General features: G+C 71.7%; 28 protein-coding genes, 2 pseudogenes and 1 riboswitch. Of the genes and pseudogenes, 8 read left to right on the top strand and 22 right to left on the bottom strand.

What is annotated here, in order from left to right:
* Positions 1 to 176: 176 nt before the first annotated feature.
* The 12 genes from lgt to AC3RKA_RS05310 form a co-directional block, all read right to left on the bottom strand.
* Positions 177 to 1,160, bottom strand: a complete 984-nt coding sequence (gene lgt, locus AC3RKA_RS05365; protein ID WP_049158191.1) for a prolipoprotein diacylglyceryl transferase — start codon at positions 1,158 to 1,160, stop codon at positions 177 to 179.
* Positions 1,161 to 1,162: 2 nt separating this feature from the next.
* A complete protein-coding gene (trpA, locus tag AC3RKA_RS05360; protein ID WP_049158192.1) occupies positions 1,163 to 1,969 on the bottom strand; it encodes a tryptophan synthase subunit alpha in 807 nt (268 codons plus the stop codon).
* Positions 1,966 to 3,291 (bottom strand): tryptophan synthase subunit beta, encoded by a 1,326-nt coding sequence (gene trpB, locus AC3RKA_RS05355; RefSeq protein WP_060774921.1) that lies wholly within the window; start codon positions 3,289 to 3,291, stop codon positions 1,966 to 1,968. Before trpB ends, trpA begins: the two co-directional genes overlap by 4 nt.
* A gap of 29 nt (positions 3,292 to 3,320) precedes the next feature.
* Positions 3,321 to 4,127, bottom strand: coding sequence for an indole-3-glycerol phosphate synthase TrpC (trpC, locus tag AC3RKA_RS05350; RefSeq protein ID WP_049161880.1), 807 nt, complete (start codon positions 4,125 to 4,127; stop codon positions 3,321 to 3,323).
* 5 nt (positions 4,128 to 4,132) lie between these two features.
* Positions 4,133 to 4,456 (bottom strand): HGxxPAAW family protein, encoded by a 324-nt coding sequence (locus tag AC3RKA_RS05345; RefSeq protein ID WP_049161882.1) that lies wholly within the window; start codon positions 4,454 to 4,456, stop codon positions 4,133 to 4,135.
* Between the two features lie 125 nt (positions 4,457 to 4,581).
* Positions 4,582 to 5,187 carry a Trp biosynthesis-associated membrane protein gene (locus AC3RKA_RS05340; protein WP_489727591.1) on the bottom strand — a complete coding sequence of 202 codons (606 nt, stop codon included), beginning with the start codon at positions 5,185 to 5,187 and terminating at the stop codon, positions 4,582 to 4,584.
* Positions 5,187 to 6,737 carry a chorismate-binding protein gene (locus AC3RKA_RS05335; RefSeq protein WP_002855721.1) on the bottom strand — a complete coding sequence of 517 codons (1,551 nt, stop codon included), beginning with the start codon at positions 6,735 to 6,737 and terminating at the stop codon, positions 5,187 to 5,189. Before AC3RKA_RS05335 ends, AC3RKA_RS05340 begins: the two co-directional genes overlap by 1 nt.
* Positions 6,734 to 7,114 carry a phosphoribosyl-AMP cyclohydrolase gene (gene hisI, locus AC3RKA_RS05330; protein WP_002855722.1) on the bottom strand — a complete coding sequence of 127 codons (381 nt, stop codon included), beginning with the start codon at positions 7,112 to 7,114 and terminating at the stop codon, positions 6,734 to 6,736. The genes AC3RKA_RS05335 and hisI overlap by 4 nt, the downstream gene beginning before the upstream one ends.
* A 44-nt stretch (positions 7,115 to 7,158) precedes the next feature.
* Positions 7,159 to 7,929, bottom strand: a complete 771-nt coding sequence (gene hisF / locus AC3RKA_RS05325; RefSeq protein WP_002855738.1) for an imidazole glycerol phosphate synthase subunit HisF — start codon at positions 7,927 to 7,929, stop codon at positions 7,159 to 7,161.
* Positions 7,930 to 7,975: 46 nt separating this feature from the next.
* Positions 7,976 to 8,824, bottom strand: a complete 849-nt coding sequence (gene hisG / locus AC3RKA_RS05320) for an ATP phosphoribosyltransferase (RefSeq protein ID WP_002855750.1) — start codon at positions 8,822 to 8,824, stop codon at positions 7,976 to 7,978.
* 54 nt (positions 8,825 to 8,878) lie between these two features.
* On the bottom strand, positions 8,879 to 9,142 hold the full coding sequence (locus AC3RKA_RS05315) for a phosphoribosyl-ATP diphosphatase (protein ID WP_002855752.1): 264 nt from the start codon (positions 9,140 to 9,142) through the stop codon (positions 8,879 to 8,881).
* Between the two features lie 854 nt (positions 9,143 to 9,996).
* Entirely contained in the window at positions 9,997 to 10,371 is a 375-nt protein-coding gene (locus AC3RKA_RS05310) for an MPN domain-containing protein (RefSeq protein WP_036334528.1), read from the bottom strand.
* Between the two features lie 777 nt (positions 10,372 to 11,148).
* Here AC3RKA_RS05310 and AC3RKA_RS05305 point away from each other — a divergent pair.
* The 3 genes from AC3RKA_RS05305 (at position 11,149) to AC3RKA_RS05295 (ending at position 14,313) form a co-directional block, all read left to right on the top strand.
* Positions 11,149 to 11,643 carry a GNAT family N-acetyltransferase gene (locus AC3RKA_RS05305; protein ID WP_036334532.1) on the top strand — a complete coding sequence of 165 codons (495 nt, stop codon included), beginning with the start codon at positions 11,149 to 11,151 and terminating at the stop codon, positions 11,641 to 11,643.
* A 232-nt stretch (positions 11,644 to 11,875) separates the two neighbouring features.
* On the top strand, positions 11,876 to 13,297 hold the full coding sequence (locus tag AC3RKA_RS05300; protein WP_489727590.1) for a hemolysin family protein: 1,422 nt from the start codon (positions 11,876 to 11,878) through the stop codon (positions 13,295 to 13,297).
* The gene (locus AC3RKA_RS05295; protein WP_002855758.1) at positions 13,297 to 14,313 is read left to right on the top strand and encodes a CNNM domain-containing protein; all 1,017 of its coding nucleotides are present in this window, start codon (positions 13,297 to 13,299) and stop codon (positions 14,311 to 14,313) included. The genes AC3RKA_RS05300 and AC3RKA_RS05295 overlap by 1 nt, the downstream gene beginning before the upstream one ends.
* 24 nt (positions 14,314 to 14,337) lie before the next feature.
* Here the strand turns inward: AC3RKA_RS05295 and AC3RKA_RS05290 are convergent.
* The 4 genes and pseudogenes from AC3RKA_RS05290 to AC3RKA_RS05275 form a co-directional block, all read right to left on the bottom strand.
* Positions 14,338 to 14,667 (bottom strand): annotated as a pseudogene (locus AC3RKA_RS05290) (transposase); the annotation flags it as partial.
* A gap of 144 nt (positions 14,668 to 14,811) precedes the next feature.
* Positions 14,812 to 15,201: an IS5 family transposase gene (locus AC3RKA_RS05285; RefSeq protein ID WP_002855760.1), complete on the bottom strand. Its 390-nt coding sequence runs from the start codon at positions 15,199 to 15,201 to the stop codon at positions 14,812 to 14,814.
* Between the two features lie 48 nt (positions 15,202 to 15,249).
* Positions 15,250 to 15,593 (bottom strand): annotated as a pseudogene (locus AC3RKA_RS05280) (arsenate reductase ArsC).
* A gap of 85 nt (positions 15,594 to 15,678) precedes the next feature.
* Complete coding sequence (locus AC3RKA_RS05275) at positions 15,679 to 16,044, bottom strand: ArsR/SmtB family transcription factor (protein WP_036334534.1); 366 nt, start codon at positions 16,042 to 16,044, stop codon at positions 15,679 to 15,681.
* Between the two features lie 82 nt (positions 16,045 to 16,126).
* On the opposite strand from AC3RKA_RS05275, the gene arsB reads away from it, so the two are divergent.
* The 5 genes from arsB (at position 16,127) to AC3RKA_RS05250 (ending at position 20,087) form a co-directional block, all read left to right on the top strand.
* Positions 16,127 to 17,218, top strand: coding sequence for an ACR3 family arsenite efflux transporter (gene arsB / locus AC3RKA_RS05270; RefSeq protein WP_002855763.1), 1,092 nt, complete (start codon positions 16,127 to 16,129; stop codon positions 17,216 to 17,218).
* Positions 17,219 to 17,241: 23 nt separating this feature from the next.
* Positions 17,242 to 17,670: an arsenate-mycothiol transferase ArsC gene (locus AC3RKA_RS05265; protein WP_002855764.1), complete on the top strand. Its 429-nt coding sequence runs from the start codon at positions 17,242 to 17,244 to the stop codon at positions 17,668 to 17,670.
* Positions 17,671 to 17,698: 28 nt separating this feature from the next.
* A complete protein-coding gene (locus AC3RKA_RS05260; protein WP_002855765.1) occupies positions 17,699 to 19,036 on the top strand; it encodes an FAD-dependent oxidoreductase in 1,338 nt (445 codons plus the stop codon).
* Positions 19,037 to 19,134: 98 nt separating this feature from the next.
* On the top strand, positions 19,135 to 19,494 hold the full coding sequence (gene cmtR / locus AC3RKA_RS05255; protein WP_002855766.1) for a Cd(II)/Pb(II)-sensing metalloregulatory transcriptional regulator CmtR: 360 nt from the start codon (positions 19,135 to 19,137) through the stop codon (positions 19,492 to 19,494).
* A complete protein-coding gene (locus AC3RKA_RS05250) occupies positions 19,491 to 20,087 on the top strand; it encodes a cadmium resistance transporter (protein WP_002855767.1) in 597 nt (198 codons plus the stop codon). The genes cmtR and AC3RKA_RS05250 overlap by 4 nt, the downstream gene beginning before the upstream one ends.
* A gap of 378 nt (positions 20,088 to 20,465) precedes the next feature.
* Here the strand turns inward: AC3RKA_RS05250 and AC3RKA_RS05245 are convergent, their stop codons facing one another.
* The 6 genes from AC3RKA_RS05245 to pnuC form a co-directional block, all read right to left on the bottom strand.
* Entirely contained in the window at positions 20,466 to 20,594 is a 129-nt protein-coding gene (locus AC3RKA_RS05245; protein ID WP_002855768.1) for a hypothetical protein, read from the bottom strand.
* Between the two features lie 465 nt (positions 20,595 to 21,059).
* Positions 21,060 to 21,542 carry a 6,7-dimethyl-8-ribityllumazine synthase gene (gene ribH, locus AC3RKA_RS05240; protein ID WP_002855769.1) on the bottom strand — a complete coding sequence of 161 codons (483 nt, stop codon included), beginning with the start codon at positions 21,540 to 21,542 and terminating at the stop codon, positions 21,060 to 21,062.
* Complete coding sequence (locus AC3RKA_RS05235) at positions 21,539 to 22,852, bottom strand: bifunctional 3,4-dihydroxy-2-butanone-4-phosphate synthase/GTP cyclohydrolase II (protein ID WP_002855771.1); 1,314 nt, start codon at positions 22,850 to 22,852, stop codon at positions 21,539 to 21,541. The genes ribH and AC3RKA_RS05235 overlap by 4 nt, the downstream gene beginning before the upstream one ends.
* Positions 22,849 to 23,505 carry a riboflavin synthase gene (locus AC3RKA_RS05230; protein ID WP_004167567.1) on the bottom strand — a complete coding sequence of 219 codons (657 nt, stop codon included), beginning with the start codon at positions 23,503 to 23,505 and terminating at the stop codon, positions 22,849 to 22,851. Before AC3RKA_RS05230 ends, AC3RKA_RS05235 begins: the two co-directional genes overlap by 4 nt.
* Positions 23,506 to 24,639, bottom strand: coding sequence for a bifunctional diaminohydroxyphosphoribosylaminopyrimidine deaminase/5-amino-6-(5-phosphoribosylamino)uracil reductase RibD (gene ribD, locus AC3RKA_RS05225; protein WP_004167569.1), 1,134 nt, complete (start codon positions 24,637 to 24,639; stop codon positions 23,506 to 23,508).
* Positions 24,636 to 25,340, bottom strand: a complete 705-nt coding sequence (gene pnuC, locus AC3RKA_RS05220; RefSeq protein WP_004167571.1) for a nicotinamide riboside transporter PnuC — start codon at positions 25,338 to 25,340, stop codon at positions 24,636 to 24,638. The genes ribD and pnuC overlap by 4 nt, the downstream gene beginning before the upstream one ends.
* A gap of 82 nt (positions 25,341 to 25,422) precedes the next feature.
* Positions 25,423 to 25,567: riboswitch (FMN riboswitch) on the bottom strand.
* Positions 25,568 to 25,653 lie beyond the last annotated feature (86 nt).

Raw genomic sequence — 25,653 nt, 5'->3', positions numbered from 1 at the left:
CTCGGACGGGGACGGCGCTGGCCCCGACGCTCGGGGCCGACGGCCCCGAGCTGGAAGAGACGCTACCGGGCGCGACGTCCCACTGTGCGGAACCGGACGTTCTGTGACACGCCGAATGTCCACCATGTGGGACACCGGGGCCCCGGGCGCCCCTCGCGGGCGCGCCGGGGAGCGGGTCAGCGCCGGACGGCGTCGTCCTCCGCCGCGCCCACGGCGTGGGACCCGGAGCGGCCCGCGGCGACGGCGGCGCCGTCGTCGCCCTCGGGGGCGTGCCCGGCGCGCCACACGCTCTGGTGGGCGTGGGGGCCGGCGGCCGCGCCGCGATGGCGCAGCAGGATCCCGACGATGAACGCGAGGGCGATGACGAACACCAGCAGGGACGTCCACACGTTGAGCCGCTGGGTGAGGCCGAAGAGCGTGACCATCTCGGCGTCGTCGATGCGCAGCATCTCGATCCACGTGCGGCCCGCGGTGTACCAGGCGACGTAGGACCACAGCATGAGGCCGTGGCGCATGTGCAGCGCGCGGTCCACGAGGAGCAGCAGCGCGACCCCGGCCAGGTTCCACAGGCACTCGTAGAGGAACGTGGGGTGGAACAGCGTGTCCGGGGCGTAGCCGGCCGGGAAGTTCGGGCTGGCCGGGTCGACCTCGAGCCCCCAGGGCAGGGTCGTCGGGCCGCCGAAGAGCTCCTGGTTGAACCAGTTGCCCCACCGGCCGATGGCCTGGGCCAGCAGGATGCCCGGCGCGACGACGTCGCCGAAGGTCGTCAGCCGCAGCCCGTAGCGGCGGCACGCGATCCACGCGCCCACGGCGCCGAGGGCGATCGCGCCCCAGATGCCCAGTCCACCGTTCCACACGTACAGGATCTGGATCGGGTCGCCCGTGCCGTCGAAGCCGGGCCCGAAGTACCGGTCCGGTGAGGAGAACACGTGGTAGAGCCGACCGCCCACGAAGCCGAACGGGATGGCCCACAGGGCGATGTCGAGCACACGGTCCTCGGGGCCGCCGCGGGCGCGCCACCGACGCTCGGCGAGCCACAGCGCCAGGACGATGCCCAGGATGATGCACAGCGCGTACGCGTGGATCTTCACCGGGCCCAGCTGGAACCCGTCCCACCCGGGGGCGGGGAAGGCGGCGAGCGGGGCCAGGGCGGCGGTCACCCTCAGCCCTCCCGGACCGTGCCGGAGGCGAGCTCGCGGGTCAGCGTGCCCACGGCCTGCGGCCCGCCGTCCGTCAGCGCTCGCACCAGGGCCGTGCCGACGATCGCGCCGTCGGCGTAGGCGCCGATCTCGCGGACGTGCGCGGCCTGGGAGACGCCGAGGCCGACGCACACATGCTCCGCCCCGGCATCCTGGGCCCGGCGGACCACGGTCTCGGCGACGGTGGACACCGCGTCGCGGGCGCCGGTGACGCCCATGACCGACACGGCGTACACGAAGCCGCGGGAGGACTCGACGGTGAGGCGCACACGCTCGTCCGTGGACGAGGGCGCGGTGAGGAACACGCGGTCCAGGCCGTGACGGTCCGAGGCCTCCATCCAGGCGCCGGCCTCCTCGGGCACGAGGTCAGGGGTGACGAGACCGGCGCCACCGGCCTCGGCGAGGCGGCGCGCGAACTCGTCGACGCCCATGCGGTCCACGAGGTTCCAGTACGTCATCACCAGCACCGCGGCGTGGGTGCGCTGGGTCACGCGTCGGATGATGTCGAAGACGTCGGCCACGCGGAAACCTGCCTGCAGCGCCGCCTGGGTCGCGGCCTGGATCACGGGGCCGTCCATCACGGGGTCCGTGTAGGGCAGGCCCAGCTCGATGACGTCGGCGCCGTTCTCCGCGGCGGCGACGACGGCCTCGACGCACTCGTCCACGGACGGGTAGCCGGCCGGCAGGAAGGCGACGAGGCCGGTGCGGCCGGCCGCCTTCGCGGCGTCCAGGGCCGCGGCGGTCTTGGAGTGCACGGTCATGCCGGTCACTGCTCCTCTCCGGGGGTCATCTCCTCGAGCGGGTCCTTCTCCTGCGCGGCCGTGCCGAGGCCGAACCAGGCCGCCGCGGTGGCGACGTCCTTGTCCCCGCGGCCGGAGAGGTTCACGATGATGATCCGCTCCTGACCCTCCGGGGCGTCCGGACCCACGAGGCCCTCGTCCGACCAACGCCGGGCCAGGCGCAGCGCGCCGGCCAGGGCGTGGGCCGACTCGATGGCGGGTGTGATGCCCTCGGTGCGCGTGAGCCGGAGGAAGGCGTCCATGCACTCGGTGTCCGAGACCGGCTCGTAGACGGCGCGGCCCGTGTCGTGCAGGAAGGCGTGCTCCGGGCCGACGGCCGGGTAGTCCAGGCCGGCGGAGATCGAGTGGGAGTCGATCGTCTGCCCGTCCTCGTCCTGCATCAGGTACGTGCGGGCGCCGTGCAGCACGCCGGTGCGTCCGAGCGTGATGGACGCGGCGTGGCGCCCGGTCTCGAGGCCCTCGCCCCCGGCCTCGAAGCCGTAGAGCTCCACCTCGGGGTCGTCGAGGAAGCCGTGGAACAGGCCCATCGCGTTGGACCCGCCGCCCACGCACGCCGCGACGGCGTCCGGCAGGCGGCCGGCCTGGGCCAGGATCTGCTCGCGGGCCTCTTCGCCGATCACGGAGTGGAAGTAGCGCACCATGGCGGGGAACGGGTGCGGGCCCGTGACCGTGCCCATCAGGTAATGCGTGGTGTCCACGGAGGCGACCCAGTCCCGCAGGGCCTCGTTGATCGCGTCCTTGAGGGTGCGGGCACCGATCGCCACGGGGACCACCTCGGCGCCGAGCATCTGCATGCGGGCCACGTTCAGGGCCTGGCGGCGGGTGTCCTCCTCCCCCATGTACACGGTGCACTCCATGCCGAACAGCGCGGCCGCCGTCGCCGTGGCCACGCCGTGCTGGCCGGCGCCGGTCTCCGCGATCAGGCGCGTCTTGCCCATGCGGCGGGCGAGCAGCGCCTGGCCGATCACGTTGTTGATCTTGTGCGAGCCGGTGTGGTTGAGGTCCTCGCGCTTGAGGAAGATGCGCACGCCGGGGGTGTCCGCGGCGAACCGCGGCACCTCGCTCAGCAGGGAGGGCCGGTTCACGTAGTCCCGGAACAGGGTCCGCAGCTCGGCCTCGAAGGCGGGGTCCTGCCGCGCCTCCTCGTAGGTGCGGGTGAGCTCCTGCAGCGCGGCCATGAGGGACTCGGGCATCCACTGCCCCCCGTAGTCGCCAAAGTAGGGCCCGGCCTGACCCTGATAGGGCCCCTCGAACTCGATCGCGGGCTCGGTGCTCGGACGGTCGGCGCTCATGGCGACCACGCTCCTCGGGTCTGGTTCGGTCAGCGGACGGTGAGGGACGCGGCGCGGAACGCGCGCAGCGCCACCTCGGGGGCGCCGTGGCGCACGAGGGCCTCGCCCACGAGCACGACGTCGGCGCCCGCGGCGGCGTAGGCCTTGATCTGCTCCTCGGACTCGACGCCCGACTCGGCGACCCGGACGACGTCCTCGGGCAGCCCGTCGGCCAGCGCTGCGTAGCGGGCCGGGTCGACGTCCAGGGTCTTGAGGTTGCGCACGTTGACGCCGAGGATACGGGCGCCGGCGGCGACGCCGCGCTCGATCTCCTCGGGCGTGTGGGCCTCCACGAGGGCGTGCATGCCCAGCAACTCGGTGAGCTGCAGGAAGCCGGCCAGCTCGGCGTCGTCGAGGGCGGCCACGATCAGCAGGACGAGGTCGGCCCCGTGGGCGCGGGCCTCGTGGATCTGGTACTCGGTGACGGTGAAGTCCTTGCGCAGGACCGGCAGATCGACGGCGGCGCGCACGGCGTCCAGGTCGGCCAGGCTACCGCCGAAGCGGCGGGCCTCGGTGAGCACGGAGACGGCGCTGGCGCCGCCTCGCTCGTACGCGCGGGCCAGGGTGGCCGGCTCGGGGATCTCGGCGAGCGCGCCCTTGGAGGGGCTCGCCCGCTTCACCTCGGAGATCACCCGGATCCCCGCCGGGTCGGTGCGTCCGCCGTGCAGGGCCGCGTGGGCGTCACGCGGCGCGGGGGCGGCGGCCACCAGCTCGGCCAGGCGCGCCTCGGGCACGGCACGGCGACGAGGCTCGAGGTCCTCGCGGACGCCGTCGATGATCTCCTGGAGGACGGACACGCGGATCAGTGACCGTGCTGGCCGCGACCCGCGCCGGCCTTGCCGGCGACGAAGCCCACGACGACGCCCACGGCCATCAGGGCCAGCCCGATCCACACGACGACGCTCCAGTCGGCGAGCAGGCCGACGCAGCCGGCCACGAAGCCGACGAGCACGAGCGCCACCATGGCCCACGCGCCGGGCGTGCTGCCGTGGCCGGGCAGCTCGAGGTGGGTCGGGTCGTTGAGCACCCGGCCGTCCTCGGTGACGACGACGTCCTCGACGGCGCCGTTGCGGGCGGCGCGACGGGTGGTGGGCTCGGTGTGCGGGGTGTTCGCGGTGTGGCTCATGGCTGTCCCTCACTGGTGCGTGGTGTACATGACGACTGTCCCTCATTGTGCCATGCGGGCACGGGGCCGGGCCCGCGTGACCCGGGACGACCCGGGCGGTGTGGGACGCGCCGAGAGACGGGCGCTCAGGTGGGGTCGTTGCCGCGGGACAGCTCGTCCCACGCGTCCATCTGGTCCACGCGTCGGCGCTGTGCCGCCTCGCGGGCGGACTGCGCGGGCTGCTCCCCGGCCACGGCCGGGCTGGGCTCGGAGGCCGCCGGCGTCTTCTCGTAGCGCCGGGACGAACGCCAGCCGCGGCCCGCCACGGCCGCCGCGACGCCGCACAGCGCCGCGAGCACGCCGCCGGCCGCCGCGACCCACGGCCACGCCGTCACGGCGTAGTCCTGCGCGAGCGCGGTGGTCCCCGTCGCGTCGGCGACCGCGGCGGCCGCCGTCGTCGCCGGATCCAGGGCGGCGGTGACCGAGGTCGAGGCGATCACGACCCCGGCCAGCGCCATGAGCACCCCGACGATCACGGCGCCGAGCCGCCGGGCGGTGGTCAGGGCGAGGGCACCGGCCATCACGACGAGCGCCATGGCTGTGGCGACGGGCGCGGCGGCCCCGCCCGACGTCGTCGCCTCGGAGGCGATCCCGCCGGACAGGCCCGTGGCGGTCACCCAGGTGCGGCCCGCCGTGAGCAGCACGAGCGCGCCGGCGGCCAGCGCGGCGAGGACGACGGTGCGGCGGCGCATCACGCCTGCCCCAGCTCGCCCGCGGTCAGCACGGACCGCAGCGGCGCCGTCGCCTTGGTGACGGTCTCGGCGGTCTCGGCGTCGGGATCGGAGTCGGCGACGATGCCGGCGCCGGCCTGCACGTGCGCCTGGCCGCGGTGCAGCGTGGCCGAGCGGATGTTGATCGCCATGTCCATGTTGCCTGCCAGGTCGAAGTAGCCGACCACGCCGCCGTAGGGCCCGCGCTCGGTCGGCTCCCACTCGTCCAGCAGCTGCAGGGCGCGGGGCTTCGGGGCGCCGGACAGCGTGCCGGCGGGGAAGGCGGCGCGGAGGACGTCGAGCGCGTCGACGTCGTCGCGCATGCGGCCCTCCACGTGCGAGACCAGGTGGAGGATGTGACTGAAGGCCTCGAGCTCCATGAACTGGGTGACCTCGACGGTGCCGGGGCGGCACACGCGCGAGAGGTCGTTGCGGGAGAGGTCCACGAGCATGAGGTGCTCGGCTCGCTCCTTCTCGTCCTCCACCAGGTCCTTGCCGAGGAGGCGGTCGTCCTCCTCGGTGGCCCCGCGCCGCCGTGAGCCGGCGATCGGATGGGTGACCACGCGGCGGTCCCGCACGGTGACGAGCGCCTCGGGTGAGGAGCCCACGATCTCGTACGGCTCCCCGTCCGGGGTCTCGAAGGAGAAGAGGTACATGTAGGGGCTCGGGTTCACCATGCGCAGGACGCGGTACACGTCCAGACCGGTGGCGTCCGTGGTGACCGAGAGGCGGCGGGAGACGACGGCCTGGAACACCTCGCCGTCGCGGATCGCCCGCTGGGCCTTCGCGACGGCCTCGCGGAAGCCTTCGGGGCCCCACCGGTCCTCGGCCTGGGCGGCGACCTCGTCCGCGTCCGCCTCGAGCCAGCGGCGCGGGACGTCGCTGACCGGGTCCGCGGCCGGGGCGGCCAGTCGCTCGACCATGGCGTCCAGGCGGGCGAGCGCGTCGTCGTAGGCGCGGTCCGCGCCGGTGGCCAGGCCGTTGCCGTTCACCGCGTTGGCGATCAGCGTCACGGTGCCGTCCATCGCATCGTGCACGGCCAGGTCGGTGACGAGGTTCATCGCGAGGTCGGGCAGGCCGAGGTGGTCCTCGGGCGGATGCGGCAGGCGCTCCCACGCGCGGACCGTGTTCCAGCCCAGGAAGCCGGCCATGCCGGAGACGAGGTGCGGCAGAACGCCTCCGACCTCGGCGCGCACGTCCGTGCGCAGCAGGCGCAGGCACGCCGCGAGCACGTCCAGGGCGCGGCCCTGCGTGGGCAGCCCCTCGGGCGGGGTGCCCCGCCAGTGCGCCTCACCGTCCCGCGAGGTCAGGGTGACGGCGGAGCCGGCCCCGATGAAGCTGTACCGGGACCACGCCGCGCCCGGGGCGGCGGACTCCATCAGGAAGGTGCCGGGGCGGGAGCCGGCCAGACGCCGATGGATCGCCAGCGGCGTGAGGCCGTCCGCCAGCACCGTGCGGACCACGGGGATCACGCGGGCGGTGTCCGCCAGACGCAGGAACTCCGCGCGGGAGGGAGTGGTGGCGGCGGTCATCGGGCGGCCTCCTCGGGGTCGACGGCGGCCGGCGCCATGACGAGCTCGCGGCCGGTGAAGCAGGTGCGGGTGCCCGTGTGGCAGGCGGGGCCGGTCTGGTCCACGGTGAGCAGCAGGGTGTCGCCGTCGCAGTCCGTGTGGACCGCGCGCACCCGCTGCAGATGGCCCGAGGTCTCCCCCTTACGCCACAGCTCGCCGCGCGAGCGGGACCAGTAGGTGGCCCAGCCGGTCTCGAGCGTCGCGCGCAGGGACTCCTCGTTCATCCACGCCATCATGAGCACCTCACCGGTGCCCTCCTGCTGGGCGATGGCGGGCACCAGGCCACGGTCGTCGAAGGTCACGGAGGCCACGAGGTCGTCGGGCGGGGAGATGCTCATGGAGGTCCAGTCTAGGGAGCCGGAGCGGGGCGTGGCCGCCGGGGTCAGCGGACGGTGTGCCCCGCCTGCCGCAGCGCGTCCTTGACGCGGGCGAGCATGTCGTCCGGGCCGAAGTGGAACAGGGAGGCGGCGAGCACCGCGTCCGCACCGGCCGCGACGGCGGGCGGGAAGTGCTCGGGCTCGCCGGCGCCGCCGGAGGCGATCAGCGGCACGCGTGTCACGGCGCGCACGTCCCGGATCATCTCCAGGTCGAAGCCCTCGCGGGTGCCGTCCGCGTCGATCGAGTTGAGCAGGATCTCCCCCACCCCGCGCGCGGAGGCCTCCCGGCACCAGGCGACGGCGTCGATGCCCGTGCCCTGGCGGCCGCCATGGGTGGTGACCTCGTAGCCGGAGGCGCAGCCCGGGTCCTCCGTGCGCCGGGCGTCGAGGGAGAGCACGAGGACCTGGGACCCGAAGCGTCGGGTGATCTCCGTGATCACCTCGGGCCGGGCCACGGCCGCCGTGTTGACGGAGACCTTGTCCGCCCCCGTGCGCAGCAGCCGGTCCACGTCCTCGACGGTGCGCACACCGCCGCCCACGGTCAGCGGGATGAAGACCTCCTCGGCCGTGCGCGTCACGACGTCATAGGTGGTCGCGCGGTCCGAAGTGGAGGCGGTGACGTCGAGGAACGTGATCTCGTCGGCGCCGGCGGCGTTGTAGCGACGGGCGAGCTCGACCGGGTCGCCCGCGTCGCGCAGGTTCTCGAAGTTCACGCCCTTGACCACGCGCCCGGCGTCCACGTCCAGGCAGGGGATGACACGCACGGCGAGGCTCACGTCGGCTCCTTCGTCTCGGGGGGCTCAGGCGGGACGGCGCGGGCCGTCAGAGGCGGATCGCGTGGATCGCGGAGATGAGGATGCCGCGGGCGCCCAGGGCGTACAGCTCGTCCATGACGCGGTTGGCGTCCGGCTTGCGGACCATGGAGCGCACGGCGACCATCGTCTCGTCCCGCAGCGGGGAGACCGTCGGTGACTCCAGCCCCGGGGTGACCGCGGTGGCCGCCTCCAGCAGGTCACGACGGATGTCGTAGTCGATCATGACCCAGCGGCGGGCCACGAGCACGCCCTTGAGGCGCCGCAGCAGCACGTCGAGACCCGCGGGGCGCTCCCCCGCACGGCCGATCAGCACGGCCTCCGAGTCGAGGATGGGCTCGCCGAAGACCTCCATGCCGGCGGCGCGGAGGGTGCTGCCGGTTTCCACGACGTCGGCGATCGCGTCTGCCACGCCGAGCTTGACGGAGGACTCCACGGCGCCGTCGAGGTGGACCACCTCCGCGTCGAGGCCGGTGCGCTCCAGGTAGGCGTGCAGCAGCCCGTCGTAGCTGGTGGCGATGCGCCTGCCGGCCAGCTCGGACTCGGAGGCGAACGTGCCCACGGGCGCGGCCAGTCGGAACACGGACCGGCCGAAGCCCAGCGCCATAATCTCCTCCGCTGTGCCCTCGACCTGGGCGTCGCGGAACAGGTCCCGCCCGGTGAGGCCGACGTCGAGGGTGCCCTTGCCCACGTACACCGCGATGTCCCGGGGACGCAGGTAGAAGAACTCCACCTGGTTCTCGGGGTCCACGAGCACCAGCTCGCGGGAGTCGCGGCGCTGGCGGTAGCCGGCCTCCTGCAGGATCTCACGGGCGGCCTCGGCGAGGGCGCCCTTGTTCGGAACGGCGATGCGCAGCACGCGTCGGTCTCCTCGGGGATGCGGTGGGGCGGGCGGGGAACGGGGCCGGCGGCCTCAGAGGTGGCGGTAGACGTCCTCGAGGTTGATGCCGCGGGCGATCATCATGGTCTGCACGTGGTACAGCAGCTGAGAGATCTCCTCGGCGGCGGCCTCATCCGACTCGTACTCGGCGGCCATCCAGACCTCGGCCGCCTCCTCGACGACCTTCTTGCCGATCGCATGGACGCCGGCGTCGATCTGGGCCACGGTGCCGGAGCCCTCGGGGCGCTCCTGCACCTTGCGCGTCAGTTCCGCGTACAGCTCGTCGAAGGTCTTCACGGGACCACCCTAGCGACCCGGCCCCTCCAGCCCGGACCGCAGTCGGTCATTGTGACGGACGGGACGGCGGGGTCTTCGCCCCGCGCTGCACCTGTGAGCCCACGCGGTACGTCCAGGCCGCCCAGCATCCTCCCCCTCCCCGGCCTGCATGCTCTTCCATCCCATCGGGACACGAGCGCGAGGCATCGCGGCTCCAGGACGAATCCACGAGACTCGGTCGTCCTTCGGGCGGCCATCCGATCCACCTCCCAGCGGGCCACGCGGCAGGGGGTGAGGGGGGACGGGCTGAACGCGCCCGTGCGGTCCGAACAGACGGCCCGGGCGAGCTCCGACAGGTGGGCACGACACGCTCATTTCTGACCCCAGCGACGACACCGCTCCTTGCACACCTGTGACACCGCCCGGTGGATCACTGCCCCGAACTCCGCCCGGGCCCACCGCACTGATCTGTTGGGCGGCGCGGCCGCGCCTACGTCGCCGACGGGGAACCGGCATGATGCGGCGAGCGGTCCTGCGGAGGAATCGCCGGCGTGGCCCTCCTCCCCCTCCTAGATGAAAGCAGAGCGCCGTGCTCGGACCCTCGGATTGGACCATGACCCACCACGATGAAGGCGACCCATTCCGTCCCGCGCGCCGGCGCACCACCGTGCGAGGCGTCGGCCGACTCCCACCGGGGCTGGCCTGCAGGTCCCCGACGGTCTGTCCCACCACGGCATGGACCCTCCTCCACTTCTGTCCAACAGCCCGGGCCGGGGCTGTGACTGACGTGATGGCCTTGTGGGTGGGCGGGGTGGGTGAAGGGGTATACCCGCCTGGACGCCGCCCCCACGCCTCTATGCGTCGCTCCGACCCCGTCACCCGTACCAGGTGGCCTCGGGATACCGCTCCAGCGGCCATGCCAGCTCAGCCCCGGACGCCGCCCAGCCCGGCGCGCTCGGCTCGAACACCTGGAACTGCAATGCATCCAGGAGCACCGCGTCCAGATCCCCCTCGCACTCGGCCAGACGCACCCCCAGGTCCGTGCGGTGCCCGATCACCCCTCCCGGGTCCGCTGGGGACGGGCCGGCCTGCCAGGCCACCACCGTCAGCACACCCCCGCTCACGTCGGCGTCGAGGAGACGCGCGTGAGTCTCACGGCTGAAGTACCTCTGGACCAGCGCGGACATCACCCAGCGCACCTCAGCCGTGGACGGCAGCTCTAAGGGCGGCAGGGCATCCGGCGCAGTCATCTCCCCAGGGTAGGAACGAGTCCTCGTACCCGGATGGCCCCTCTGGGGACAGCTGCGCCCTGGCGCCGGCCCCTTGCGGTTGCAGGCTCACTCACACCAGAACGGGGCCGGGCGGACCTCACACGCCTCTCGCTCCACCAGGCCGATCCCTCCCACCAGGACAGGCCAGGCAGCCAGCACCAACAGAGCAAGCACCGCGGCCGTCCAGGCCCACCGAGAGCGAGGGGATCTGGATCGAGCGAACCGGACGCCGCAGACGGCCGAGCATGCGACGGCGAGGAGCTGCCCCACGCTGACGAGCAAGGAAGGCGCCCCCACGGGAGCGTGGCTGCCCTGGGCGAACTCCGCGACGGCGTAGGCGGCCATGAAGACGGCTATGGCCACGGGAACGATGAGCACCAGCAGCACGAGCGCCAGGACCACTTGCGGTGCGGACCGCCCCGAGGCCCGGCCAGCTGGGGTGGATTCGATCATCGGGTGATCTCCGAAGCTCAAGGGCGGATGGGTTGGGCCCGAGAGCCCAGCTACGAGGGCTCTACGAGTACGCCGAAAGAAACCTAGACCACGACCGATCCACCGGCGACCCCTGCCCATGAAGACTCAAGCAGCACCCACACCCAGCGCCCCGGCACAATCGGCCGTTTGTGGCCATCCTGGCTCGCGCCATATGCATGGACACAAGTTCGAGGCTGTCCGAGGTAGGGACCAGGTACTTCACTTCGACCGGCGCCGACGAACTGGTTGACATCTCCGGCCCGCCGGGCTCTGCTTGCCCTCATGACTGAACAGGTTCGCCTGCGGCCACTTTCCCCGGGGGATGCACCCGAGATGACCAGGGTTCTAGCCGACCCGGCCCTCTACCAGTACACCGGGGGTGAACCGCCGACCGTTGAGGGGCTCACCCGCCAGTACACCCTTCAGAGCCGGGGCCACTCGGCTGATGAGACCGAGACCTGGCTCAATCACGTGGTGGTATTCGAGACCTCCGGGGAAGCACTCGGCTACGTTCAAGCCACTATCCCGGTCTCTGGCCAGCCCGCCGAAATCGCCTGGGTCATCGGAGCACCGTGGCAACGCCAGGGCTACGCCTCAGCAGCAGCTGCTCTCCTGCTGGCCGAACTCGCGGACATGGGCGTGAAACAGGTCATCGCCCATATCCACCCCGATCATGAGGCGTCAGCCGCCGTGGCCCGTCGAATCGGAATGAGCCCGACCGGCGAGGTCGTGGACGGCGAAGTCCGATGGGAGGGCCCGGTGACCCCCAGGGGATGACCGGCCCCTCCCCCACGTCCCCCGCCTTGGGGCGTCGAGGCCACACCCCACCTTGCCCTGCGATCGGTTACCGGTGGTAATGTGCCGCCATTATTCATTCGACCCCTTATGGAGCCCCTGAATACATGAGCGACGGCCCAGCCGCCTGCCCTGGTGACAGTCCGAGCGTCACCCCCACCCCCACCCCGCAGCTGGCGGGGTCGCCTGCACCTCGTGGGGAGGTGACTCAGGCATGGATCAAGTCCTGACACTGATCCTCGGATCCCTCATCATCCTGGCGATCATCGCCGCCAACGGCTTCTTCGTGGCCCAGGAATTCGCGTACATGTCTGTAGACCGCGTCCGCCTGCAGACCGCCGCCAAGGCCGGCGACCGCGCCGCCGCCCGCGCACTGCAGGTCACTCGCCGCACCTCCTTCATGCTCTCCGGCGCGCAGCTGGGGATCACGGTCACAGGCCTCATGGTGGGCTACGTGGCAGAGCCGATGGTGGGTGCTGCCCTGACCGAGTTGCTCGGCGGCACCGCACTGCCTTCTGAAGTGGTCATCGCCATCTCCACGCTGGGCGTACTGGTGGTGGCCACCCTGGTGCAGATGATCATCGGCGAGCTGTACCCCAAGAATTTGGCCATCGCCAACCCCGAGCCCCTGGCCCGCGCTCTGGCCCGGCCCACGCAGATCTACCTCGGCCTGTTCGGCAGTCTCATCTGGGTCTTCGACAAGGCGGCCGAGGTGCTGCTCAAGTTCCTGCGCATCGAGCCAGTGCACGACGTCGACAGCACCGCCACCGCCGAGGACCTGGACCGCATTGCCCTGGACTCCAGAGCTTCCGGATCCTTGCCCGCGGAGGTCTCCGTCCTGATCGACCGGGTGCTGGACTTCCCAGACCAGGACGTGCAGCACGCGATGGTGCCCCGCTCGCGTGTGGACGAGGTTCAGCCCCAGACCTCCCTGGCTCAGGTGCGCGACCTGATGGCCACCGGCCACACTCGCTACCCGGTGATCTCGAACGAACACGAACCGCTCGGGGTAGTCCACCTCACCGACGTGCTCGGTGGGACCCGGATGGCCCCGGACACCCCCGTGTCCGCCCTGATGCGCCCTGCACTGGTGCTGCCCACGATGATGTCCCTGCCCGACGCAGCCCGGGAGCTCGACGGCTCAGGGCAGCAGATGGCGTGCATCGTGGACGAGTTCGGCGGCTTCGTCGGCGTGCTCACAGTGGAAGACCTCGCGGAGGAGCTCGTGGGCGAGCTCACGGACGAGCACGACCTGCACCCCCAGGAGGAGATCACCGCCACAGGCCTGCACTCCTGGGTCCTGAGCGCAGAGGCCCACCTGGACGAGCTCGAGCGCCTCGTCGGGCACCCCCTGCCCGTGACCGAGGCCGAGTCCGCCGCCGGTCTGACCATCGACGCTCTGGGCCGTCTGCCCCGGGAAGGCGAGGTCATCACGATCGACCTGCCCGAGGACCCACGAGACTTCGGGGCTGAGGAGGTCTACGACCGCCACCTGCAGGTCGAGGTGCTCTCCATCCGACGCAGGGTCCCGGCTCGACTGCGGATCCACCTCATCGAGGTGCCCCGCTCTGACACCGCCGGCAGCCATGCCGCCCACGAGGCCCAGCCCGACGCCACCACGGACGAGGAGCGATGATGCACGGTCCACTGATCGTCATGCTCGTGACCACAGGGCTGATCGTGCTCAGCGCGATCTTCGTCATCATGGAGTTCTCCCTGCTGGGCGCCCGCCGGCACCGACTGGAGGCCGAGGCAGGACGCAGCCGCGCCGCACGGGCCGCTCTCAAGGGAGTCGACGAGCTGACCCTCATGCTCGCCGCAGCCCAGTTGGGCATCACCTTGTGCACCTTCGCCCTGGGGGCGATCACCAAGCCGGCCGTCGACGCATGGCTCGGCCCCGTCCTGGAGGACTGGGGCATCCCCGCAGCGGCAGCCGGAACCGCCTCCTTCGTCCTGTCCTTGCTGGTCGTGACCTTCCTTCACCTGGTCATCGGGGAGATGGCCCCCAAGTCTTGGGCCATTGCCCACCCCGAGGCCGCAGCCAAAGCCGTGGCCGTGCCCGCACGCGCCTTCGTCTGGAGCGTTCGCCCCCTGCTGCTGCTGGCCAACCGGCTGGCCAACCGCCTGGTGACCCTCAGCGGCGTCACCCCCGTGGACCAGGCCGCCGTGGGCGGCTACGACGCAGCGGCCATTCGTCAGCTGGTTGAGCACTCCGCCGCCGCCGGCACCCTGGACCGGCAGAAGCATGAAACCTTGGCCGGTGCCCTGGACCTTCAGACCCTCACTCTCGGGGACCTCCTCCCCCAGGGTCAGCACCCGGTCAAGGTCGCCCCCGACGCCGACGTCGAGGCGGTCCAGAATGCCGCTGCGCGCTCAGGGCACCTGCGTATCCTGGTCCAGCCGGACCATACCCCTGAGAGCGTTCCGGGCGTCGTCCACGTGCGGGACACCCTCACGATGGAGCCTTCTGCGCCAATCCAGCCGCTCATCCAGGAGGCTCTGACGCTGCCCTCCACCACACCGTTGCACGAAGCACTTGCCTCCATGCGCCGCAACAGCCGTCAGCTGGCCGCAGTGACCCAGGACGACCGGTTCACTGGGGTCGTCACCCTCACCGACGTCTTGCGCGGAGTGTTGCCCCGCGCGGCTTAGGGCGTGTTGCCAAAGGGTAGTAGTCAGCCAATGCAGTGTCGCGGCGAGGCAGGGCCCGGCGTGATAGCTCCGGGCGTACTTGTCCGAGCGCATCGCGATTCCTCGCCACTGTTTGAGCCGGTTGAAGCATCGCTCCACGACATTGCGGCCCCGATAGCGCTGGCGCTGGTCTCCACCGAAGTCGATCGGTCTTCCTGGGCGGCGGCGCCGGTGCGCGATCTGATCGGCCCGCTCGGGGATCGTGGCCGCGATGCTATGCCGGCGCAGCCAAGCCCGCTTCGCCTTCGAGGGGTAGCCCGTGTCCGCAATCAGGCGGTCAGGCCGCGCCCTGGGCCGCCCACGGGCGCCGGCCACGCTGATCAGCTCCAGCGGGTGGCCAACATCGAGGTGTCCGCCACCTGCCCGCCGGTCACCACGAACGCCAGCACCCTGCCCTTGCCATCACAGACCAGATGATTCTTCGTCGTCAGACCGCCACGGGAGCGTCCGATGGCATGATCAGCCGGCTCGTCCCCGGATTTCTTGTAGTTCGTCAGGGCCCCCTGTGGGGCGGGGCAGGGTCGCCCCGTGCGGATGGACGCGCACGATCGTGGAATCGATCGAGGCCACCCAATCCAGCTCGCCAGCCTGCTGTGCCATCGACTGAGTGCGCGCGAGCACGCGCTCCCACACACCCTGGGCGGCCCACCGGTTGAAGTTCTTGTAGATCGCGTTCCAGTTCCCGAACCGCTCGGGCAGATCCCGCCACGGCGCCCCCGTGCGGAAGCGCCACGCGGTGGCCTCGACCACCGCGCGCCGATCCACCGGGGGCCGACCCGTGGACTTCGGGGCAGGGAACAGCGGGCCGATCACGGCCCAGACCTCGTCCGAGATGACATCACGCGACACCCCTCAAGACTGGCGCACCCAAAGCTTGAAACCCTTTAGCAACACGCTCTAGGGGCGGAGGCTGGCGATGAGCTCCTCGGCCCTGGCGCGGATCTCGTCGCGAACCGGGCGGACCTCGTCGATTCCCTTGCCGGCCGGATCGTCGAGCTGCCAATCCTCGTAAGGCTTTCCGGGGTAGAACGGGCAGGCGTCACCGCAGCCCATAGTGATCACGACGTCGGAGGCCTGGACGGATTCCGGGGTGAGAATCTTGGGCGTCTGGTGGGAGAGGTCGATCCCGACATCTCCATCGCGGCCACGGCTGCGGGGTTGATCGTGTCGGCGGGTGCGGAACCGGCGGAGCGGACCTTGATGCGGTTGCCGGCGAGTTCACGAAGCCAGCCGGCTGCCATCTGCGAACGACCGGCGTTGTGGACGCAGACGAACAGGACACTGGGCCGTGCGGTCGGGAGGATCTCCAAAGTCGGCGGCGGGGGTTCAGGCGATGTCGAGGAAGGAACGGAGCTCGGCGAAGGCCGACGGCACAACGGAGTAGTGCGCCCAGCGGCCCTTCTGCTCGCGCGTGAGCAGGCCAGCGTCGACGAGCTTCTTCATGTGGTGACTCACGGTCGGCTGGCTGATGCCCAGCGGCTCGGTGAGATCACAGGCGCAGACCGAATTGCAACCCTGAGCAGCGACATGGGATAGAAGCCGGAGACGGGTCGGATCGGAAAGCGCCTTGAGCAAGAACGCGATCCTCTCGGCCTCGACGCTGTCGACGGGCCCCGCTGAGAGCCTGCAGCACTCCTCAGGGCCGTTCATCGTCTCGAGCCCGGCAGCTGTGATCGCGGTCGTCGTGGACATGTCCCCACCTTACATTGACAGTCATCGATGTGAAGCATAGCGTTCGCATTGATATCCGTCGATGGAAGGTTCGGCCCCCCTCATGAGTACGACCACCAAGGATGTGGAGCAGCCCCGCGTGATGAAGGAGATGTCCTTCCTCGATCGCTGGCTCCCGGTGTGGATCCTGGCCGCCATGGCAGTGGGTCTCCTGCTGGGACGGTTCATCCCCGGCCTGAACACCGCGCTGGAGGCGGTGAAGATCGGATCCGTGTCCCTGCCCATTGCGATCGGACTGTTGGTGATGATGTACCCGGTCCTGGCGAAGGTCCGCTACGACGAGACCCGGCGCATCGGCGCGGACCGACGCCTGCTGGTGACCTCGCTGGTGCTGAACTGGATCGTCGGCCCGGCACTCATGTTCGCCCTGGCCTGGATCTTCCTGGCCGACCTTCCGGAGTACCGCACCGGCCTGATCATCGTCGGGCTCGCACGCTGCATCGCGATGGTCCTCATCTGGAACGACCTCGCCTGCGGTGACCGAGAAGCAGCTGCGGTGCTGGTCGCGATCAACTCCGTCTTCCAGGTGATCGCCTTCGGTGCCCTGGGCTGGTTCTACCTCCAGGCGCTGCCGTCCTGGCTGGGGCTGCCGACCACGTCGGCCGAGTTCTCGATCGGCGCGATCGTCCTCAGCGTGCTGATCTTCCTCGGGATCCCGCTGGTCGCAGGGTTCCTGACCCGCATCCTCGGTGAGCGAGCCAAGGGTCGGACCTGGTACGAGGAGCGGTTTCTCCCGAAGATCAGTCCCTGGGCGCTGTACGGGCTGCTGTTCACCATCGTGCTGCTGTTCGCCCTCCAGGGCGACGCGATCATCTCCGCACCGGGAGACGTGGCCCGCATCGCCCTGCCGCTGCTGGTCTACTTCGTCGTCATGTTCCTGGGGTCCTTCCTGCTCGGCCGCGCGATCGGCCTCGACTACGCGAAGTCCACGACCGTCGCGTTCACGGCCTCGGGTAACAACTTCGAGCTCGCCATCGCCGTCGCCATCGGCACCTTCGGAGTCACCTCCGGCCAGGCCCTCGCCGGCGTCGTCGGCCCGCTGATCGAAGTCCCCGTCCTCGTCGCCCTCGTCTACGTCGCCCTCGCTATGGGGCGGCGCCTGTTCCCCGGCGACACCACCGCCCCCACCCGATGACCCCACAGAAGGATCCCCTCGCCATGACCACGAAGCGCCCTTCAGTCCTGTTCGTCTGCGTGAAGAACGGCGGCAAGTCCCAGATGGCCGCCGCCCTCATGCGCCATCACGCCGGGGATGAGGTCGACGTGCATTCCGCCGGCACCCGCCCGGGCACCGCCATCAACGCCCAGTCCGCGGAGGCGATCGCCGAGGTCGGCGCGGACATGTCCTCCGCCGTCCCGCAGCCGGTCACCCCCGAGCTGCTGCGAAGCGTCGACCACGTGATCGTCATCGGCGACGAAGCCGTCATCAAACCCGTCGAGGGCATGACCGCGCCGGTCACGACCTGGCACACCGATGAGCCCTCTCAGCGCGGCATCGAAGGGATGGAGCGGATGCGCTTGGTCCGCGACGACATCGACACCCACGTCCGCAAGCTCCTGACCGACCTCACCGGCACCGCGAACTGACCGCCCCGCAGCAAGGAGACTCATCATCTTGACCACCGCAACGAACTCACATCCCGTGGCCATCATCGGCGCCGGCCCCATCGGATTGGCCGCCGCCGCCCACCTCTCTGAGCGCGGCCTGCCGTTCCTGATCCTCGAGGCCGGGACCGCGGCAGGAGCCGCGATCGCCGAGTGGGGGCACACGCGGCTCTTCTCGCCGTGGCAGTACAACCTCGACGCCGCCGCACAGCGTCTCCTCGAAGCTGCCGGCTGGACCGCACCCGACGCCGACGTTCTCCCGACCGGTCACGAACTGCGCGAGCATTACCTCGAACCGCTCGCGCAGCTTCCCCAGCTCGCCGAGTCGATCCGCTACGGGGCGCGGGTCAGCGCCGTCTCCCGCGCCGGCATCGACAAGACCCGCACCGCACGCCGCGAGGAGACCCCCTTCCTCGTCCGAATCGAGACCGCTGACGGGCACATCGACGATGTCCTCGCCTCGGCCGTCATCGACGCCTCCGGCACCTGGTCCACGCCCAACCCGCTCGGACAGGCCGGGCTCCTTGCTCCCGGCGAGCAGCAGGCCCGCGCCGCGGGCCACATCACCGCGCCGCTGCCTGACGTGCAGGGCCGCGACCGTGACCGCTTCGCCGGCAAGCGAGTCATGGTGACCGGTGCCGGCCACTCAGCCGCCAACACCCTGCTGGACCTCGCGGACCTGGAGGCCGACACCACCATCATGTGGGCCGCTCGCACCGCAGACCTCACCCGCGTCTACGGGGGCGGCGACCAGGACGAACTCGCAGCCCGAGGAGCGCTCGGCTCGCGACTGCGCCAGCTGGTCGACTCCGGACGCATCGCGGTCCTCACCTCCTTCACCATCACTCGCTTCAGAGCCGACGACACGCTGACCGTCCACGCTGTGACCCCGGACGGGGAGCGAGAAGTGAGCGTCGATGTGCTGGTGCCCGCCACCGGGTTCCGCCCTGATCTCGGAATGCTCTCCGAACTCCGCCTGGCCCTGGACCCGGCCGTCGAAGCACCGTCCCAGCTGGGGCCGCTGATCGATCCCGAGTTCCACGCCTGCGGATCCGTCGAGCCTCACGGTGAGCGAGTCCTCGCCCACCCGGAGACGAACTTCTACATCGTGGGGATGAAGAGCTACGGCCGCGCCCCCACCTTCCTCATGGCCACCGGCTACGAACAGGTCCGCTCCATCGCGGCAGCCCTGGCCGGCGACCGCAAAGCAGCCGACGCAGTCCACCTCGAACTACCCGAGACCGGCGTATGCACCACCGACCTCGGCGGCAGCTGCGACGCCCCAGCCCCAGCCGGCGACGCCTGCTGCAGCAGCCCGCAACTGACCGAGCTGTCCGTCGGCCGATGAGCAAACAGCGGGACGGCACGACGTTCTGTGCCGCCCCGCTGGGGCATAGCTTTACGAGGCGACACTGTAAGTTCAGCTCATACTGTATAGTTCAGTGAATGCTGACTATTGCCTCTCGTGTTGACGTGATGAACCGGTTGGGCCGGGCGATGGCCGACCCCACCCGGTCGCGGATCCTGATGACCTTGCTGGAACGGCCGGCATACCCGGCCGAACTGGCGCGGGACTTGGGGCTGACCCGGTCGAACGTGTCGAACCACCTGGCGTGCTTGCGAGACTGCGGGATCGCGGTCGCCGTTGCCGAGGGCCGCCAGACCCGGTACGAGATCGCCAATGCACACCTGGCGCGGGCGCTGACTGCTCTGGTCGAGGTCACCCTCGCGGTGGATGAGAGTGCCCCGTGCCTGGACCCGGCCTGCTCCGTGCCCGGCTGCTGCGAGAAGGGGGTGGGCGCGTGATCCTGTCCTCAGCCCTCCAGGCGATCGGTCTGTTCCTGGTTACCAACATCGACGACCTGATCGTGCTATCCCTGTTCTTCGGCCGTGGTGCGGGCCAGCGTGGGACCACCGTCCGAATCCTGGTCGGCCAGTACCTCGGCTTCGCCGGCATCCTGGGTGCGGCAGTGCTCGTGTCCTTGGGCGCGGGCGCGTTCTTGCCTCCGGGGGTCATCCCCTACTTCGGGCTCATCCCGCTGGGCCTGGGAGTGTGGGCGGCCTGGCAGGGGTGGCGCAGAGGCGAAGACGATGATGACGCCAAGATCGAGGGCAAGAATGTCGCCGTCTGGACCGTGGCCGGGGTGACCTTCGCCAACGGCGGGGACAACATCGGCGTCTACGCCCCGGTCTTCCTCAGCGTCGGCCCGGGGGCTGTGGCTGCCTACTGCATCGTGTTCCTGGCCCTGGTCGCGGTGCTGGTGGGCCTGGCCAAGTTCGTCGCCACCCGCAGACCGATCGCTGAGGTCCTGGAGCGCTGGGAACACATCCTGTTCCCCATCGTGCTGATCGGCCTGGGTTTCTTCATCCTGGTCAGCGGCGGGGCCTTCGGTTTCTAACCACGCTTCCTGATCGGCGGCCACCACCACAAAGAGATCTCCGGGCATTGTCGATGCCGACGTCCTGGCGATCGTTGCTGGCCCCAGCTTGCGAACAGTGTCGTTCCTGGATGGACGGTCCTTGCCGCCACGTATCTCAGCAAGAATGCCGCCACATACCTGCAACAGTCACAGCCAGACGGCCGAAGACTGACGTCAATCAGTGCGCCACAACACCGGCCCCAGCAGGGTTTGTAGCAGACGCCTTTCAGCCTGCCCACGTTGCGCAGGGAACACGGGGCCAGCACCCAGGACGCACAGGGGTCCTCAGCCCTGGAAGGGATAGGCGTCGCCGATGGCCTGGAGGATCAGCTCAGACCCCTCGACCTGTCGCACCGGTCAGTGCATCAGGTGCGGGCGGACCAAGGCCTCGATGACTGCTGCTTGGCCGGGCGTTGCCGGGTTCGTTGCGGCCTTTCGACGCACCACGTCGCGGATCGCTTCGGGCACCCGCACGTTCAGCGCCACGGTCGGCGCCCCACGCCGGGCCAGGGGCGCGTACCCGCTGGTCGGGTCCGAGGCTGTTGCCGGTTCTGCGGGGATCACCGCTCCGGGGGCCGGGACTTGGGGGCTCGCCCTTCTCGTAGCGGCCTAGCCAGTCGCAGGCCAGACGCGCCTTGGGGACGATGGAGCGGGCCGGCACCAGGGGGGTGAGCAACAGCCCGGTCTCGCGCCGCTCCTCGACTGCGACGGTCTGATCCTTGGGAGCGATGTGATCTCGATAGTCCGAGCCGATGGGCGGGGGCTTCGCTCTCCGCCTCGACCGTCGGGTCCCCCGGCTGGGAGGCCCTGATGAGCCCATCCATGACGGCGAGCGGCTGCCGGCGTTCCGGACGGGCACGGCTGACCGGCCTGCGCTCACCCCCACCGGCCCCTGGGACAGGGTCCCCGTCAAGAGCAGCCGGCTCACCAGGCAGCCCCGCCCGGCCACCCTCAGTCCCGCGGCGTGACCGAGCGCAGGGCGAGCTCGGTGAGCACCGCCGCCTCGAGGGCCTCGCGGCCCTTGTCTTCGCGGGATCCGGGCAGGCCCGCCCGGTCGCGGGCCTGCTGCTCGGTGTCCACGGTGAGCACGCCGAAGCCCACGGGAACGCCTGTGCGCACCGAGACCTCCGTCACGCCCTGGGTCACGGACTGGCACACGTAGTCGAAGTGCGGGGTGTCCCCGCGCACCACGACGCCGAGGACCACGACGACGTCGAAGCGCTCCGCCAGCCGCGCCGCAGCGACGGTGAGCTCGACGGTGCCGGACACGCGCACGAGCGCGGGGTTCAGGCCCAGGTCGGCCGCGGCGGCCTGCGCCCCGGCGATCAGCCCGTCCATGATCTCCGTGTGCCACTGGGCGGCGACGATCGCCACGTCCAGGCCGCTCGCAGCGGCGGGGTCGGGGGTGAAGGTCGGGGCTCCGGCGCCGCTCATGGGGTGTCCTCCTGGTGGGTGGGGTGGGTCGGGTCGGTGGTCGGGTCATCGACCGGCGTGGCGGGGCCACCGGTGGCCGTCGGCGGTGCGAGCACGCGATCCGCCAGGGCGTGGGCCATCCGGTCCCGCTTGGTGCGCAGGTAGACGACGTTGTGCTCGGTGACGGGCGTGGGGGCCGGGACACGCTCGACGACGTCGATGCCGGCCGCCCGCAGCCCCGCGACCTTCGCGGGGTTGTTGGTGACGAGGCGGATGCGCCGATGGCCGGCGGCCGTGAGGACGGCGGCGGCCCCGGCCCAGTCGCGCGCCTCGGCGGGCAGACCGAGGGCGAGGTTGGCCTCGACGGTGTCCATCCCCTCCTCCTGGAGCCGGTAGGCACGGATCTTGTTGGCCAGGCCGATGCCGCGTCCTTCGTGGCCCCGAAGGTAGAGGACGGCGCCGCCCTCGGTCGCCGCGCGGGCCAGGGCGTCCTCGAGCTGGGGGCCGCAGTCACAGCGCAGGGAGCCGAGGACGTCGCCGGTGAGGCACTCCGAGTGCACGCGGACGGTGAGGGGACGCTCCGGGTCGGTCTCGCCCGCCACGAGCAGCAGGTGCTCGGCCCCGGTCTCGGCGTCCACGTGCACGCTCACGCGGAACAGGCCGTGCCGGGTCGGCAGGGTGGCCTCGGCGGGGACGGCGGTCAGGGCCGGCGTCGTCTCCTCCAGGTGGGCCACGAGGTCCTCGATGGAGATCAGCGCGAGGCCGTGCTCGTCGGAGAACTCCCGCAGGGCGGGCAGGCGCATCATGGTGCCGTCGTCGTGGACGAGCTCGGCGATGGCGGCCACGGGCGCGACGCCGGCCAGGCGGCACAGCTCGACGCCGGCCTCGGTGTGGCCGCGGCGGGCCCGGACGCCGCCGGGGACGGCGCGCAGGGGGAACACGTGACCGGGCCGGGTCAGGTCACCGGGGGTCGACTCCTCCCCCGCAAGCACGCGCAGGGTCTGCGTGCGGTCGGCGGCGGAGATGCCGGTGGTGACGCCGGCGGCGGCATCCACGGACACGGTGTAGGCGGTGCCCTTGGGGTCCTCGTTGACGGTGGTCATGGGCGGCAGCTCCAGCCGGTCCGCCCACGGCGCGGGCATGGGGGCGCAGATGACGCCGGAGGTGTGGCGCACCGTGAAGGCGGTGACCTCGTCGGCGGCCAGGGCGGCCGCGTAGATCAGGTCTCCCTCGTTCTCGCGGTCGGCGTCGTCCACGACGACGACGGGCCGGCCGGCGGCGATCGCGGCGATCGCCGCGGGGACGGGGTCCAGGCGGATGTGCTCACTCACGGGCGGGCCTCCTCGGTGGGTGCGGCGGGGGCGGAGGGGATGAGCGCGAGACGCTCGGCGTACCGGGCGAGCACGTCGGTCTCGAGGTTGACGCGGTCGCCCGGCCGCAGGACGCCCAAGGTGGTGGCCTCGAGCGTGGCCGGGATGATGCCGACCTCGAACCAGTGCGCGGCCGCGCCCGGGTCGGAGACGGCGGTGACGGTGAGGGAGACGCCCTGCAGGGCGATGGCCCCCTGCGCGGGGACGTAGCGGGCCAGGCGGGCGGGCAGGCCGATGCGCAGGGTGGTCCAGGCCCCGTGCGGGGTGACCGCGAGGACCTCGCCGGTACCGTCCACGTGGCCCTGGACCACGTGCCCGTCCAGGTGGTCGGTGGGGCGCAGGCAGCGCTCGAGGTTGACCCGGTCCCCCGGGGCGCGGTCGCCGAGGCTGGTCATCCGCAGCGTCTGGCCCATGAGGTCGGCGCGGAACACGCCGGGGCGCTCCGCAGGCCCGTCGAGGGCCGTGAGGCACACGCCGTCGACGGCGAGCGAGCCGCCGGCGGGCAGCCCGTCGAGGGCGCCGCCGGCGTCGAGGGTCAGCAGGGCGGTGTCGGCGGCCGCGTCGTGCTCGAGGGAGACGACGGTGCCGAGGTGGGTGACGATGCCGGTGAACACTCAGTCCTCCTGGAAACGGGTGGGGGCGGGGGCGGTGGGCAGGTGAGGGGCCGGCACCGGGCTCAGGTGGGTCCAGACGTCGTCCCCGAGGACACGGACGGGGCCGCCCTCCGCGGGGTCGGAGTGCCAGCGCAGTCCCTCGGACAGCGTGGCGACCCCCAGGCCGGCGACGGCGGCGCGGCCCGGGCCGAGCAGCAGGGGCGCGGTGTAGACCATGAGCTCGTCCACGAGGCCGGCGCGCAGCCACGCGCCGAGCACGCGGGGCCCGCCCTCGATGAGCACGTGCTCGGCGCGGCGGCCGTGGGGCCAGGGCCCGGGATGGGCGGCGAGCGCGGCGAGGACGGCGTGCGGATCGTGGTCGGGGACCTCCAGCACCACCGGGTGGCGGCGAAGCGCGACGCCGTCGGGCACGGGCCGGTGACCCTGGACGACGGGCACGGGCTGGTGTGCGAGTTCGGCGCCGGCGGCGTCACGGGCGGTGAGGCGGGGGTCGTCGGCCAGAACGGTCCCCGTGCCGACGACGATGGCGTCGACGCGGGAGCGCACCTCGTGGGCGTGGAGGCGGGAGTCCGGGCCGGTGATCCACCGGCTCGTGCCGTCGGCGGCCGCGGCGTGGCCGTCGAGGGACTGGGCGAGGTGCCCGGTCACCCACGGGCGGCCCGCGTCGCGGACCTCGCGCCAGCGGGCGGAGAGCGCGAGGGCGGCCGCCTCGCCGGTGGGGCCGGTCACGCGCACCCCGTGCGCGGCGAGGCGGGCCGCGCCGCCGCCGTCGTGACCGGTGGGGTCCGCGACGGCGTAGCGCAGTGCGCCGATCCCCGCGTCCAGGACGGCCTGCGAGCAGGGGCCGGTGCTGCCGGTGTGGTCGCAGGGCTCGAGGGTGACGTGCAGCGTCAGGCCGGCGGGGTCGAGGGCGGCCAGGGCCGGATCCGCGGCACGGGCGGCCCGCCAGCGGGTCAGGGCGTCGACCTCGGCGTGGGCGGTCCCCCGTCCGCGGTGGTGGCCGACGGCCAGGACGCGGCCGGCCTCATCGGTCAGGACGGCCCCGACGAGGGGGTTGGCGCCGCGCACGCCGCGCAGCGCGGCGCGGACGGCGAGGTCCATGGGGTCGGCGGACGGGGTCTCGGCGGTGCTCATCGGGCGACGTCCCCCTCGGGGCCGTCGGGCAGCAGCGTCTCCACGGCGGGCTTGTCCCGGTCCGTGGCGCGCAGCCACACGAAGAAGCCGATCAGGGTGAAGGCGCCGTAGAAGGCGTACATCACGGCCGAGGCGTAGTAGCCGGTGCTCCACAGCAGGGGCACGCCGACGACGTCCACGGCCACCCAGATCAGCCAGAACTCCACCCAGCCGCGCGCCATGCCATAGGTCGCCAGCAGCGATCCCACGAACGTCCAGGCGTCCGCCCACACCGGCTCCCACGAACCCAGCGCGCGAAACACGGGGGTGAGGGCGACGGTGCCGACCGCCATGGCCGTCACGAGGAACACGCGCCCGCGCCAGCCGGCCCACTCCGGGGTGATGGCGGGGGCGTCCTCGGCGTGGCCCCGGCGGGCCTGACGCCAGCGCGCCCAGCCGTAGACGGAGACGGCGATGAACATGACCTGTCGGCCGGCCTGGCCGAGCAGGGTGGCGTGGTCGGCCCCCGTGAACAGGGAGGCGAGGAAGACCGTCAGCAGGATGAGGTTGCCGAGGATGCCCACGGGCCAGGCCCAGACCCTGCGCGCCATGCCGCCCAGGGCGGAGGCGAGGCCGAAGACGTTGCCCAGCACCTCGCGCATGAGCAGGCCGCCGCCGGCGACCGGGATGGTCCAGTTGAACGCGTCCACCAGCCAGTCCATGACCGTGACGCCACCTCCTCGGATCGGGACTCCGAGGGGTGCGCTCCGCAGCCCTCCCGCGCAGGGCGCGGAACGGCTCCGCCGCGTGCCTCTCCCATCCCGACTGTACGGTCGGCACCGGAATTCCACCGGTCAGGCCGCTCGGCACCGCCTCGGATGAGGACGGGCCGCGCGGTTAGCGGGCTGTCACCGCCGGTGCGGACTTCCACCGCATCTCGGAGCACGTTGCTGTCCAGCAGTATCGCACGCCCGGCCGGCCGGGGACGACGGACGACGCCGGGCGACGTCCGGCGCGGCGGCCGGGCGACCGCGT

The sequence above is a fragment of the Micrococcus sp. iso_229 genome (assembly GCF_058072725.1).
Note: the sequence above shows the minus strand (reverse complement) of the source record. Positions and strands in the feature narration are given on the sequence as shown.